Source organism: uncultured Cetobacterium sp., from assembly GCF_947039425.1.
Lineage (GTDB): Bacteria > Fusobacteriota > Fusobacteriia > Fusobacteriales > Fusobacteriaceae > Cetobacterium_A.
Genome location: NZ_CAMQYW010000020.1, coordinates 1 through 14,827 on the forward strand (window position 1 = coordinate 1; position 14,827 = coordinate 14,827).

The 14,827-nt window shown below is 25.3% G+C and carries 10 protein-coding genes; 4 read left to right on the forward strand and 6 right to left on the reverse strand.

Annotated elements, in window-relative coordinates; translation table 11 throughout:
* A partial coding sequence (locus tag Q0V09_RS02715) for an ABC transporter substrate-binding protein (protein ID WP_297487040.1) occupies positions 1-1,061 on the reverse strand: 1,061 nt, incomplete at its 3' end.
* 109 nt (positions 1,062-1,170) lie between these two features.
* Positions 1,171-2,412: an AarF/UbiB family protein gene (locus Q0V09_RS02720; RefSeq protein WP_297487042.1), complete on the reverse strand. Its 1,242-nt coding sequence runs from the start codon at positions 2,410-2,412 to the stop codon at positions 1,171-1,173.
* 139 nt (positions 2,413-2,551) lie between these two features.
* On the opposite strand from Q0V09_RS02720, the gene Q0V09_RS02725 reads away from it, so the two are divergent.
* The 3 genes from Q0V09_RS02725 to Q0V09_RS02735 all read left to right on the forward strand — a co-directional run bounded on the left by Q0V09_RS02725 (position 2,552) and on the right by Q0V09_RS02735 (position 9,246).
* The gene (locus Q0V09_RS02725) at positions 2,552-4,444 is read left to right on the forward strand and encodes an amino acid permease (protein WP_297487045.1); all 1,893 of its coding nucleotides are present in this window, start codon (positions 2,552-2,554) and stop codon (positions 4,442-4,444) included.
* A gap of 63 nt (positions 4,445-4,507) precedes the next feature.
* The gene (locus Q0V09_RS02730; RefSeq protein ID WP_297487048.1) at positions 4,508-5,272 is read left to right on the forward strand and encodes a DeoR/GlpR family DNA-binding transcription regulator; all 765 of its coding nucleotides are present in this window, start codon (positions 4,508-4,510) and stop codon (positions 5,270-5,272) included.
* A gap of 233 nt (positions 5,273-5,505) precedes the next feature.
* The gene (locus Q0V09_RS02735) at positions 5,506-9,246 is read left to right on the forward strand and encodes a glycoside hydrolase family 2 TIM barrel-domain containing protein (RefSeq protein WP_297407066.1); all 3,741 of its coding nucleotides are present in this window, start codon (positions 5,506-5,508) and stop codon (positions 9,244-9,246) included.
* A 37-nt stretch (positions 9,247-9,283) separates the two neighbouring features.
* On the opposite strand, the gene Q0V09_RS02740 is transcribed toward Q0V09_RS02735, so the two are convergent.
* From Q0V09_RS02740 to Q0V09_RS02750, 3 genes are all read right to left on the reverse strand, one after another.
* Entirely contained in the window at positions 9,284-10,246 is a 963-nt protein-coding gene (locus tag Q0V09_RS02740; RefSeq protein ID WP_297487051.1) for an aromatic acid exporter family protein, read from the reverse strand.
* Positions 10,247-10,319: 73 nt separating this feature from the next.
* Complete coding sequence (locus Q0V09_RS02745) at positions 10,320-11,573, reverse strand: DEAD/DEAH box helicase (RefSeq protein ID WP_297407915.1); 1,254 nt, start codon at positions 11,571-11,573, stop codon at positions 10,320-10,322.
* Between the two features lie 109 nt (positions 11,574-11,682).
* Positions 11,683-13,665, reverse strand: a complete 1,983-nt coding sequence (locus Q0V09_RS02750; RefSeq protein ID WP_297487055.1) for an LTA synthase family protein — start codon at positions 13,663-13,665, stop codon at positions 11,683-11,685.
* A 258-nt stretch (positions 13,666-13,923) separates the two neighbouring features.
* On the opposite strand from Q0V09_RS02750, the gene Q0V09_RS02755 reads away from it, so the two are divergent.
* Positions 13,924-14,262, forward strand: a complete 339-nt coding sequence (locus Q0V09_RS02755) for a hypothetical protein (protein WP_297407172.1) — start codon at positions 13,924-13,926, stop codon at positions 14,260-14,262.
* Between the two features lie 48 nt (positions 14,263-14,310).
* Here the strand turns inward: Q0V09_RS02755 and Q0V09_RS10790 are convergent, their stop codons facing one another.
* Positions 14,311-14,538 carry a DUF6868 family protein gene (locus tag Q0V09_RS10790; RefSeq protein ID WP_297407170.1) on the reverse strand — a complete coding sequence of 76 codons (228 nt, stop codon included), beginning with the start codon at positions 14,536-14,538 and terminating at the stop codon, positions 14,311-14,313.
* Positions 14,539-14,827: the final 289 nt, after the last annotated feature.

Sequence of the window (14,827 nt, forward strand, 5' to 3'; positions counted from 1 at the left end):
TCCACATTAAATCCATAGTTAGATGCAACTTTTAAATTTAAGTTTAATCCATTTTCATACCCTGCTTCTTTTAATAACTCTTTTGATTTTTCAATATTATATTTAAAGATATTTTCAGTTTCTGGATTATAATATGCTTTTACTATGGGACTAACTCCACTACCACATGCTTTTGCTTCTCCCATAGAAACACCATTTATTATATCATTTTTATTAATAGCATAAGCTATTGCTTCTCTAACTTTTAGATTATTTAAAGGAGATTTGTTATTATTTATTGAAAGTTGCTGTACTAAATTTTGCTCTCCTTTAACTATAGTAAAATCTTTTTGATTTATTAAATCTAAATATTGGGGTTCTAATTTTGCTATAAGATCAACTTCTCCCATTTGCATAGACATTATTGCACTTTGAGTATCTTTAATTATTTTAAATTCAACTACATCTAAGTTTCCACTTGTTTTTTCCCAATAATATCTGTTTTTCTTTACAATTATATTTTCACCAGGAGAATAACTCTCTATTTCAAATGGTCCTGTTCCATAAAGCATTCCATCTATTTTTTTTGAAATTTCAAAAGTGAAAATAGGAAGTTGTAATTTACTTGGCATTTTTAACGTAAATATTAACTTATCTCCATCAACTATTATTTTCTCAATATTATCTTTTATAGCCTTAGTCTTAGAGTTTCCAGAAAAATCTTTTTCCATAACTTTAAGATAAGCTTCTTTTATCATTTCAGGTGTTAAATTTTCTCCATTTGATAGTTTTATATTTTTTCTGATTATAAAAGTATATGTTTTCCCATCATCTGAAATATTATAATTTTCTGCTATTGCTGGTTTTAGCTCTCCATTCGATTGTATTTTCATTAAACCTTCATAAATATTAAATAGTATTTCATCTGTTCCTGCTGATACAGCTTTACTTGGATCTAAAAAGTCAGGATCTTGGGATATTCGAATAACAACTTCATTCTTATCCTTTTGCGTGACATTTTCTTTTGCTCCACAAGATGCTAGAAGAAATAAACTAGCTAGTAATGCTCCTATTTTTTTCACTTTTATCCTCCATAATAATTTTTTTGCATTTTATATAGATTATATCATATTTTATTAAAAGATAAAAAACAAAAGTACTTAGAATTAAATAATCCTAGTACTTTTGTTATTAAAATGTATTTATATCCTCTAAATTTTCTAAAATCATCTGTTTTTTTATTGAGTCTGTAAAGTCTTTTATTCCATTCATAAAAGTTGTATTCGGATGACATTTTAATAACATTCCATCTATATACATTAAACTTTTCAACAAATGAAACATTCCTATTGGAAATTCTAAATTATGATCAAGAGATAATTTTATAATTTCAAGAGTTTTTTTTGTTAAACTTATTTGTGAAATTTTTGTATTTTTAAAACTATCATATAATTGTAAAAAACTATTTAAAAAATCTTCATATTCCTTTTCTTCTAATTTAACTATAGAAAATTCATTAATATAAAGACAAGCTTTTGTCGGTTCATCTCTACTTATGTGATAAAAAAACCAAAACACATTATACCTTACATCTTTTTTAAGCGTATGAATAGTTGAACAATCAATTAAATGAATATTCCCTATTTTATCTAAAATAATATTTCCAGGATGAATATCCCCATGAAATATTCCTATTTTAAATATATAATAAGAGTGATATTTAAAAAATCTTATAAAATCTTTATATTTTAATTGATCTTTATTTAATAAAGTATTAAAACTTTTTCCATTAATAAAATTAGATACTAAAACTTTTTTAGAACATAAGTTTTCATAAAATCTTGAAAATTTCAAAAATTCTAAATCATAACTTTTTTCATTTTCTTTCTTTAATTTTCTTAATATTTCAGAACCTCTTACTTCATTATTGAAATTAAGCTCCTTAATCGTTGTAGTTTCTATATGTTCTAAAATTGTTATTGGATTATATATTTTATTTAAGTATGGATAAATTAATACTGCTATTTTAAATAAAAATTTAGTCACCTTAATATCTCTTTTAAATTTTAATAAACTCCTTCTTTTTCTAATTTTAATAGCTACTTTTTCCATGTTGTGTTTTAAAATCCCTGTATGAATCTGTCCTATAGAAGCAGATGTATACATATCATTTTCATAGTGCATAAAATTTGTCAAAATCCATTTTTCATTTTCATCTATAATTGTACATAATTTTTCTTTTCTTTCAAAATAGCTATTTTCATATAACTTAGATAAGTGCATACAAATTTCTTCATCTAAAAAATCTATTCTCAAAGCATAGTATTGGCATAATTTTATAGCTAGTAACCCTAATTTTTCTATCTCTTTTAAATTTGGTTTTTTTCCTAGATAGATATTTTTAAGTAATAATATTAACCTTATTCTACTCATACTTTATCCCCCTTAACAATTAAATTAGAAACTAGGTATTATACTTTATTATACTTTATTTAAAATATCTTTCTTTTTATTTTAGAAAGGAAAAATATTTAATTATCTGTATAATTAAAAAAAATACGGAGGTAAAAATATGGATCTACATAAAAAATTGAAATTTTTAGATATATTTTCAATTGCAACAGGTGCTATGATCAGTTCAGGAATTTTTATTTTGCCAGGACTTGCTTATATAAAAGCTGGTCCATCTATGATTGTTGGTTATTTATTAGGAGGGGGAATAGCTTGTATTGGAATAATCTCTATTATAGAACTTAGTACTGCTATGCCCAAAGCTGGTGGAGATTATTTTTTTATAAATAAAACTTTTGGGCCCATATTAGGAACTATTTCTGGAATTTTAAGCTGGTTTGCTTTATCATTAAAATCTTCACTAGCTATATATGGAATATCAGAAGTTATTGGAAGACTTATGTTTATACATCCTAGTAATTTTCAACTCTTTACTATCTCTTTTATTTCAGTTATAATTTTCTGTTTATTAAATATAGTTGGTGTTGATATAGCTAGTAAATTTGAAGTAACTATTGTTATTTTTTTATTAATTTTTATATTAATATATATTTTCAGTGGTATTTTCACTATAAACTTAAGTAATTTTGATCCATTTTTCATTAATTATGAAAATCCAAATTTAACATATACTCTTACGGATAAAATAAATATTATTGTTAGTATTTCAGCTTTTGTTTTTATATCTTACGGTGGTCTTTTACAAGTTTCTAGTGTTTCAGAAGAGGTTATTAACCCTGAAAAAAGCATTCCAAAAGCAATATTTTCATCAGTGATATCTACAACTATACTCTATGGCTTAATTATCTTTGTTACTATTGGGAGTATTCCAAATGGTAATTTTTTAATTGATTCTATTACTCCACTTGCAGATACAGCTACTTTGCTTCTTGGAGATTTTGGATTTTTTCTAATTATTACAGCTTCTATGTTAGCTTTTATTTCAACAGCTAACGCTGGAATTATGTCAGCTTCTAGATATCCACTTGCGCTAAGTAGAGATGGTCTATTGCCACATAAAATATCTATTATAAATAAAAGATTTAGAACTCCTATTATCCCTATAGTTTTAACTGGAATTTTTATAATATGCTCCCTTTTATTCAAACTAGAAAACTTAGCAAAAATAGCTTCTGCTGTTGTTTTATTAGCTTATATACTGACTAATTTAACAGTTATTATCCTAAGAGAAAGCGGAATTAAAAATTACCAACCTACTTTTAAATCTCCTTTTTATCCTTGGATACAACTTTTTTCTATTATCGTTTTTTCTAGTTTTATTATAAAATTAGGAATTTTTTCAAATATGATGTTAATTTTATTTATTTTTTTAGGATTTATAATATATTATAAATTTGGAAAAGAAAATCAACAAGAATATGCTTTGTTACATTTAATATTAAAGTTGACTAAAGGAATTGAAGTTACCCATAGTTTAGAAAGAGAATTACGAGATATAATTCATAAAAGAGATAATATAGAACTTGATGATTTTGATTATTTAATAAAAAAAGCTCCAATCATAGAGATAAATGAAAAAAAATCAATTTACGATATTATTGATGAAAATTTCAATGTCTTTAAAGAGCATACAATTATGTCTCACTATGAATTCGTAAACACTTTTAAAGCAAGAGAAAATGAAGCTACAACAAAATTAAATAATTTCACAGCTATTCCTCATATTGTATTAAATAATTCTTCATCATTTAATATCTTTATTTTCAGAAGTAAAAATGGAATTATCTTTGATGATTGTTCTGATAATCTTCATGCGGTTTTTCTGTTTTTAGGTTGTCCAGAGCAAACAAAACTTCATTTGAAAATTATAGCTTCCTTTGTTTTTCTAGCCAAAGAAGAAGAGTTTGAAAAAAATTGGATGGAAGCTAAAAACACTAATTATTTAAGAGATCTTATTTTATTAAGTAAAAGAAAAAGATGGAATAGATCATAAAAGATTAATCCATAATATGATATACTTATATCAATACTTAATATTTTGGAGGAATCATATAATATGTTTGTTGAAGAAAGAAAACAAGAAATTTTAAATATACTAAAAAAAAAGGAAAGAGTTAGTGTAAATGAATTAAGCGATTATTTTAATTTAAGTAAGGTTATAATTAGAAGAGATCTTTGTCAAATGGAAAAAGATGGTACCTTAGAAAGAACTCACGGTGGAGCTATTTTAAAAAGAAAAATAGGAGAAAAAATATCCTTTCAAGAGTTATCAAAATCTGAATTAGCTATAAAAAATGATTTTGCAAATATTATAATTGATAATATAGAGGAGGGGGATATTATTTTCTTTGATGGGAGTGTTCCTACTCTAATTGCATCATATCTTTTACAAAAAAGAAAAATAGATTTAACTGTTATTAGTAACTCTCCAGAAATAATTAAAATTTTATCAAAAAATAAATATATTAAAATTATCTCAACAGGTGGTATTTTCAATGCAAAAAACAAACTTTTTTTAGGTGAAATTACTAAAAACAATTTAGAACTATTCAATTTAAAGAAAATATTTTTAGAACCAGAAGGAGTAAATTTAGAAAAAGGAAATTTAAGCTGTAAGAATATATCAATTGGAGAAATTAAAAAAACAGCATGTAAATTAGCTAAAGAGATATTTATTCTTGCTAATGATAGTGTTTTTTATCAAGATTCTGTTTTTAACTTTTCTAAAATACAGATTAATATGACATTTATTATTAGTCCAACCTTAGAATCATCAATTGAAAATCTTTTAAATAGCAATAACATACACTTTTTAAAATGAAATCGTACGAAAGTACGATTTGTTTTTTTTTATTTAAATCACTTGTTTTTTATGCACAATATTCCAATATAAAATTATAGAAATCACTTTTAGAAACAATTAGAAACTAAACTCTCTTATTTTAGTCAACTTAACTAAGTATACAAAAAAAACTAAAGTGTACATTTACACAATATAATTTATGAGGTTTAATATAATTGAAGGAAATTAAAACAAATTTTTAGGGGGGTATCATGCTTATAAAAAGCAAATCTTTACTACTATGTTTAGCTATTTCTAGTTTATCTTTTTCAAATGACTTAGATGGGTCAAACCATGCTAAAGGTCATGAAAATATTAAACCTGGAACTTATTCAAAAGACAATCCATTTTGGACAAATAATCCTGAAATTTTTCAAGATAACAGAGAAAAAGCTCATGTTACAAAAATGTCTTTTGACACTGTTGAAGAAGCATTAAAAAATCCTAATTACAGAGATTATAAAAATTCTAAAAACTTCAAAAGTCTTAATGGTGATTGGAAATTCAATATTGTTGATCACCCTAATGAAGATTTAAAGGATTTCTATAAAACTTCTTACGATACTTCAAAATGGAAAAAAATTCCTGTACCATCAAGTTGGCAATTACATGGGTATGATCAAATTCGTTATAATGATACTGCATATCCTTGGGAATATCAAAAAACTGGGATCAATCATCCAGATACACCAAAAGATTATAATCCAATTGGATATTACAAAAGAGAATTTACAGTTGATAAAAATTGGAATGGAAAAGAGATATTTGCCTCTTTCCAAGGAGTTGAATCAGCTTACTATTTATATATAAATGGGGAATATGTAGGTTATAGTGAAGATACTTTTGTTGGTCATGATTTTGATATTACAAAATATTTAAAACCTGGAAAAAATGAGATTGCTGTTAAAGTTCACAGATGGAGTGATGGAAGTTGGCTTGAATCTCAAGATATGATTAAGTTAAGTGGAATATTTAGAGATGTATTTTTATATACAACTCCAAAAGTTTATATGAGAGATTATACTGTTGTAACTGAACTTGATGATGAATATAAAGATTCGAACTTAAATGTTAAAGTTGAAATTGATTCTAAAAAAGGGTTTGCAGCAGGAAAGTATACTGTTGTAACAAAACTTTTTGATAGTTCTAACAAAGAATTAAAATCTATGGAAAAAACAGTAGAGATTAATGAGAAAAATTCAAATGAAATAATCTCTTTTAATCAAGCTATTGCTAACCCTAAAAAATGGTCTTCTGAACATCCAAATCTTTACACTGTAGTTTTAGAGTTAAAAAATGAAAAAGGTGAAACTACAGAAACATTAAGTAATAAAGTTGGATTTAGAAAAGTAGAGATTAAAGATAATAAAATTATGGTAAATGGTAAAAAATTAATGTTAAGGGGAGTTAATAGACATGAGTTTGTAGACACAACTGCTAGAACAGTTAGTGAAGAAACTATGATTCAAGATATTCTTCTTATGAAACAAAATAACATAAATACAGTTAGATCATCTCACTATCCAAATGATCCTAAATGGTATGATCTATGTGATGAGTATGGACTTTATGTAATGGATGAAGCCAACTTAGAAACTCATGGTAGGTTAGATGAAATTCCTCAAGATAGAGTAGAGTGGACTCCTGCTGTTATTGACAGACAAGAAGGAATGCTTGAGCGTAGTAAAAATGAAACTTCAATTATTATGTGGTCATTAGGAAATGAATCGTCAACTGGTAAAAACTTCGAAATAGCTGCTAAGTGGCTAAAAGAAAAAGATCCTACAAGACTTACTCATTATGAACCTCAAAGAGACGTTACTGACACTTACAGTAGAATGTATAGAAGTATTGAAGAGATGAAATCATATGCTAGTGATCCTGACAATAAAAAGCCATACTTACAGTGTGAGTTCGCTCATGGAATGGGTAATAGTATTGGTAACTTACAAGATTATTGGGATGTTATGGAAAGTAACGAAGTTTTCCATGGAGGATATATTTGGGACTGGGTTGATCAAGCTATAACAACTGTAGACCCTGAAACTGGAGAAAAATTCTTTGCTTATGGTGGAGATTGGGGAGATATTGAATTTACTGATAAAAACTTCTCTGCTAACGGACTTATATTTGCAGATAGAACTGTTCAACCAGAACTTGTTGAGGTAAAAAAAGTATTCCAAAATATTGAAGGTAAAGATATAAATGCTAAAAATGGAGTTATTAATTTAAAAAATAAATTTATGTTCACTAACTTAGATGAGTATTTAGGTACTTGGGAACTTAAGGAAAATGGAACTGTTATCCAAACAGGAATGTTTAAAATTGATATTTCCCCTGAAAAAGATAAAGATGTTAAATTACCAGTTAAAGAGTTTGTAATGAAAGACAATAAAGAGTACTGGTTAAATATTGATTTCAAATTAAAAGAGGATAAATCGTGGGCAAAGAAAGGACATATTGTTGCACATAACCAATTCCCTATAAAAAATGAAAAAACAAATATATCTACACTATCTTTAGACAAACTTGATGATGTTGCTTTAGTTGAAAATAACACTGATATTACAGTTAATGGAAAAGATTTTAATATTTCTATTAATAAGACATCTGGTGGAATTGATTCATTTATATTTGAAGGTAAAGAATTATTAGAAACTCCAATGGTTGCTAATTTCTGGAGAGCTCCTAATGATAATGACAGAGGAAATGGAGCTACAAAGAGACTTAACACTTGGAAAGAAGCTTCTTCAAATGCTAAAGTAATAGATTACAAAGTTACAAAGTTAAATAACAAAGGTATTAAAATACAAATGGAGTTAGATGTTCCAACAACAAAAACATCTAAACTATATACAACTTATGTTATTACTGGTAATGGAGAAGTTAATATATCAAATACTCTATATTCTCCAAAATCATTACCTGAAATTCCAGAATTCAGTATGATGGCTCAGTTACCTAAAAAATATGATAATGTAACTTGGTACGGTAAGGGACCTGATGAAAATTATGTTGATAGACAAACTGGTTATAACGTAGGATTATACAATAAAAATGTAGAAGAATTCTTCATTCCATATATCAATCCTTCTGAAACTGGAAATAGAAGTGGAGTAAGATGGGTAACATTAACTAATAAAAATGGATTTGGATTATTTGCTTCTGCTAATGAAAATCCTATTGAATTTAATGCATTACATTATACTCCAAATGAACTTTCAAGTGGGAAAAGACATCCATTTGAATTAAACAAAGAAAATAATGTTGTATTAAGATTAATTGGTAAACAAATGGGTGTTGGTGGAGATAATTCTTGGGGAGCTAAACCACATGACCAATATCAATTAAAATCTGGAGAAGTTCAAACTTATTCTTTAAAATTAAAAGGAATAAATAAAAAAGAGAATCCTATGAATTTAAGTGAAAATAATTTACCTAAAGAAGTTATTTTAGATTCTCAAGAATATATAAATAATAATCATAAAAAATTAGGTTATGAGAAAGTTAAAAAGAATTTTGTATATCTTTCAGATATGAAATTTGAAAAAGCTACAAGCGGAATGTATAAAGTTAGTAGAGATATAACTGTATCAGGAAATATTCCTTCTTTAAGACTTGAAACTGGAGAAATCTTAAAATATGAAAAAGCTTTAAGTGTTAATTCTAATTCAGAAGTAGTAATTAATATTTCTGGAAAAGGATTTAAAAGATTTAAATCTCATGTTGGAATGGATAGAGATATTTTAGGATATAGAAGTTTTGCAGAATTTAAGGTATTACTAGATGGGAAAGTAGCATTTGAAAGTGGACCTATCAAAAGTTATGGAAGAGCTAAAATTGTAGATTTAGATGTTACTGGCGTTAAAAAGGTTACTCTACTTGTTTTAGATCATGATGGAAGTATTAAATATGATCATGGAACTTGGGGAGATGCTAGATTTACATATTAATCAAAAAGGAGCGTACTTTTTAGTATGCTCCTTTTTTCTAGTATATATTACTTTTCTTTAAAGCTATATATTCTTTAATGCTTTCTATCAATTGAAAATAGACAGCTTCATTTTCAAAATTTTTCTCTTTATGGGATAAGCTATCTTTAAATTTTTTTTCAATACTCTTAGTTCTATTAAGAAAAGTACTAAAAACATAATCATTTGAAGAAAGTGTAGATAATTCTTTTAAAATTAATGATAGTTCATGTGTTACCGGAAGATCTAATGATATTTTTTCAAAACACTCCCGCATTTTAATTAAACATATGTACTCAGAAACTTTTATAGAATAATTTTTTTCTATAGTTATTTTTTTATAAAAAAACTTATTATCTTTTTCCATAGAAACTAAATTTTTACAATTTTCCAATTCAAGTTTTAAAGTTTCAAACAAACTATTTTGATTTAAAGAAACCGCTTTATATCTTAAGGCTTTAGAAAAATCAAAAACAATATCATTCATAATTACATCTATTTTATCAAAATAAGATATTATTTCACTTCTTTGACTAGGCATATATATATTTGCAAACATAGCACATAAAACTCCAACCAATAATAAAATATATTGATCTAACACAAAATATAAATCAACATTTTTTTGTAAAAGAAAATGTGTTGCTAAAACTATATTTGTAAAAAAACCTTGCATTAAATTAAAACGAATACAAAGAGGCATAAAAATTGCTGTATAAAAAACCAGAGCAATTGGATTAAAATTAAAAAATTTAATAATTAAGGCTGATAACAAAAGTCCAAAAGAAGCAGCAAGTAAGCGTTCAATTGAACTACGTAAGGATCCTTTTCTAGTGCTTTCTAAACTTAAAATACAAATAGTCGCAGCTGAATATTTATAACCTAAATTAAAATGTTGAGCTATTAACATTGCAATATATGGAGCTATCATATTTTTCAAAACTTTATGTTTATCATATGCTGTTATTTTATCAAAAATCATAAATAATCACCACCTTATTAATTATATATCAATAATAACAAAAAAAGATAGATTGAAATCTATCTTTTTTTACTTATTTTGTTTTATTTTCTTTTTTCTTTTGCCAAAAATTATTTTTCTTTTTTTGTGGCATAGCTTTTTTTTCATTTTCTTTTTTATTTCCAAATTTTCTTTCTGGAACATGTTTTTTCATATCTTTTGGATCTTTACTTTCTTCTCCATGTATCTCTTTAAATTCTATTTTATTTAATTTTAAAATTTCACTTAGTATTTTCTTTTCTATTACTGAAGTAAATGTTAAAACAATACCATTTTTATTAGCTCTTCCAGTTCTTCCACTTCTATGAGTAAAAGCTTCTGCCGTTTTAGGTAAATCATAGTTTATAACATGAGTTACTTGTGGAATATCAAGTCCTCTTGCTGCAATATCTGTTGCTACAAGAACTTTAAATTCTCCATTTCTAAAACCTGTTAAAGCAGCATCTCTTTGATTTTGAGATAAGTTACCTTGGAAATTTACAGCTTTTATACCTTTTGTTTCCAATACTTTGCTTAAATATTTTGCCTTATGTTTTCCATTAGTAAAAACAATAACTGACTCCATATTTTCTGTTTTTATAAGATCAACTAATTTAGATTTCTTCTCATCATGCTCTATATGAAAAAGTTCATGTTCTATTAATTTAACTGGATCTTTATATTCAATTTCTACAATTTTATGTTCTTTCTTTAAAACTTTAAAAGCTAGATTTTTAATTTCTTTTGGCATTGTAGCTGAAAAGAATAAAGTTTGTTTTTTCTTTGGAGTATGTTTAATTATTTTTTCTATATCTTTTAAGAATCCCATATCCAACATATGGTCTGCTTCATCTAAAACTAAAAACTCTACTCTTGTTAGTCCTAAAGTTCCTTGATTTAAATGATCTAAAATTCTTCCTGGACATCCAACAACAATATCAACACCGTCTTTCATTGCTGTTATTTGTCTTTTTATTGGTGTTCCTCCATAAACTGCAATACTTTTTAATCCAGTTTTTTTACTAAGTTGAATTATTGCATTGTTTATTTGTTCTGCTAACTCTCTAGTAGGAGCTATTATTAATGCACGAACTCCTTTACCACTTTTATTTTTTTCAATTAGTCTTTCTAGTATTGGTAAAACAAAGGCTGCTGTTTTTCCAGTTCCAGTTTTAGCTAATCCTAAAATGTCATTTCCATCTATTATCATAGGGATAGCTTCTTTTTGTATAGGCGTAGGATGTGTATATCCTGCTTCATTAATTTGTGTCATTATTTGATTATTAAAATTAAATTCATTAAAAGTCATATTTTCTCCGTTAATATTTTTTCTTCGATATATATTATATCATTCTTTTTATAATATAGATAGTTTTTTAATTTTTCTATATTTTTATATCAAATTATTATAGGTCTTTTTAATCTGAAAACTTACCTTGTTTTAATTGTATCGTTTCTAACTCTAAGTACGTTCTTGTTGCCTTATACAATTCTTTTTCTTTCTTGGGATCTTTTATATATTTTTGATTTTCTAAATCAACTAATTTAGGATTAATTCCATTTCCATCTATTAATAAATATTTTCCATCTACTACTCCATAATAATTAGTTTGAGTTATATAAGCTAAATTTTTATCTTGTTTTTTAAATAAGTCTCTTCCCCAAGCTGAATTTTTATATTTCCCACCTAAGATATGCATAACTGTTGGTAATAAATCCATCTGTGAAGCTGTCTTATCTATTACTTGAGGCTTTAAAATATCTCCAGGAGACCAAATAAGCATAGGAATTTTAAATCTATCCTCACTTAATTCAAAATTATTGTCAGTTTTAAATCCATGATCTGCAATAAAAACAAAAATTGTATTTTTAGCCCATGATTTATTTTTAACACTTTTTATAAACTCTCCAAGAGCCTTATCTGCAAAATGAAAAGCATTTAATCTCATATAATTATCAGCATCTTTTTCTGTATAAATTTTATCTTTATCTTGAATATCATATGGAGCGTGGTTACTTAAAGTAAACATATTTACATAAAATGGTTCTTTTAAAGAATCCATATAATTAATTGATTTTTCAAATAATAAATTATCTGGCACTCCCCATTTGATCATTCTATCTTTTTCTGGGAAATCATTAACATCAATAATCTTATCAACTCCATTAAACTTTAAAAATCCAGCCATATTATCAAACTGTGCATCTCCACCATATATAAAACTAGTATTATATCCTCTTCCTTTTAGTATTCTTGGTAAAGAGTAAAATCTTTTTTGACTAGTTGTAAACTCTTTTGTTACTGCAATTGCTCTAGGAGATGGAAAAGAAACATTAACAGAAGCTATTCCTCTATTTGATCTTGTTCCTGTAGCATATAAATTATCAAATAGAACTCCTTCTTTTGCTAATTTGTTAAAATTTGGTGTTACATCTATTTTAGCTCCTTGTATTCCAATATACTTAGACATAAAACTTTCCATTAAAACAACAACAACATTATACTTTTTTTCTTGATTTTCTGTATTTGTAATTCTAAGCAATGGATTTTCTTCACTTAAATAAACAGCTCCAGAATCTCCAATATAGTTTCTTATATTATCTTTTAATTCTTTATTATTTAAAGTCCTATTTACAGTAGCACCCTTTCTTTCCTCTTTTTTCATATTATAATAAGATCTTCCAAAAGAAAAAATAGGATTTATTGCAAATTGATTAGCATATGAATAATTAGAATAATTTGCACGTCCCCAATCTAATACTGCTTCTGAGAATCCACCTCTTGAAGAAAAAACACCAAATGTTAAAAGTGTTAATAAAGAGAGAATAAAATAAACTATTCCTTTAAAATTAGTTATTTTATGCTCTATATATTTATTATATTTTTTTACAACATTTCTTATAAGAATAAATGATGAAAAACAAGATATAAATAAATTTATAAATGGATGATAGACATTTCCTGTAAACATTGTATCTACAATTTCATTAGTATGTCCTATGTAATTTACAACTGTAGAATTTATATGATATCCAAACTCATTAAAATATTCTACATCTCCAACTGATGAAAAACTAATAGCTATAATTAATAAACTAGTTGGAATTATATATATATATTTTGAAATCTTTTTTAAACCAAAAAAATTTAAAAATATAGAAATAAAAAAAACAACTCCTGTTAAAACTAAATAACTTCCAATTATTGAATTATCAAAAATCCAACCAACAAAGAATCCTTTGCTTATTACTGAAAAAGGAATATTATTTACCTCTGGATATGTTTTATATAAGAAATAACATCTTATAAAAAGCATAAATAAATATAGATACATATATTGACTAAGAAAAAACTTCATTGTTTCAATATATGTATTTCTTTCTTTAATTTTGTATTTCACTTTTTTCCTCCTGATCAATTGTTAAATTATAATTTTATCATATTTTATAATTTTCTACAATAACTACAGTTTTTATTGCTATTTTTATTTATTTTTCTTATTTCTAAACAACTATATTCTAAATAAATACACTTCACTTTAAATCAATCCAAAAAAAATAAAAAAAACAACTTTTTCTTATTTTTGCTTAAAGTTTTCTCAAAAAATGTTAAAATTATAGTATAGAATTATTTAAATACTTTTTATGGAGGGATAATTATGAATAAAAAATTCTTAATTGGTGCATTACTTGCTGTTTGTTCTTTTGGATATGCATCTGACAAAAATGATATTATTGAAGACAGAGTAGAAAACAGTTTAAAGGTACAATTTAAAAATATACCTGCAGAGTATGACGTTGATATTAATCAAAATCTTTGTAATGTTGGTGTTGAGCTAAAGGGAGATTTAAAAGGAGATTTAAATGATTTTGCTCAAAAAATAGCTGAAGCAGTTAAAGAAGAAACTCAGATTGTTGAAACATCTGTTTCTATTGAAAAAGAGCATACTTTTAAAGATGATGAAGTTATATTTCATAAAACATTCAAACAAAACTAATAATATAGGTTAATGAAAAAGAAATCTAAGATAGATTTCTTTTTTTGTTTAAACTTCTAATATTAGAAACGGGACTAAATAGAACACAATAATTAAAACTTTATAAATACCGATAACTAAATAATTTAATTTTTCAAAATTCTCAAATGAAACATTAAAATAATTTCTATGTATTCTATATATTGTCTTTTTCAATTTTATAAATAATAAAAAATATACAAATAATAATATCAAATTTAATATTAACCCTTTTAAAAAAAAATCAGAATATTCCATACACTCCTCCTTAAATACATATAAATAATTTATTTTGATTTTATATACTTATAAATCTGCAAATTCTTTTATATTTAAAAGAATTATTTTTGACTTTAATAAAATATAGGAGTATCATTAAAACGAGTGCTTCACTCTAATTTTTATACATCAAGGAGGAAAATATATGTCAAATTGTAATTCATGCCCTTCACAAAGTAATTGTTCTAAAGAATCTACAAAATGTGGAGTAACTAATAACCCTTTAAACAAAATAAAATATGTTATTGGAGTTATGAGTGGAAAAGGT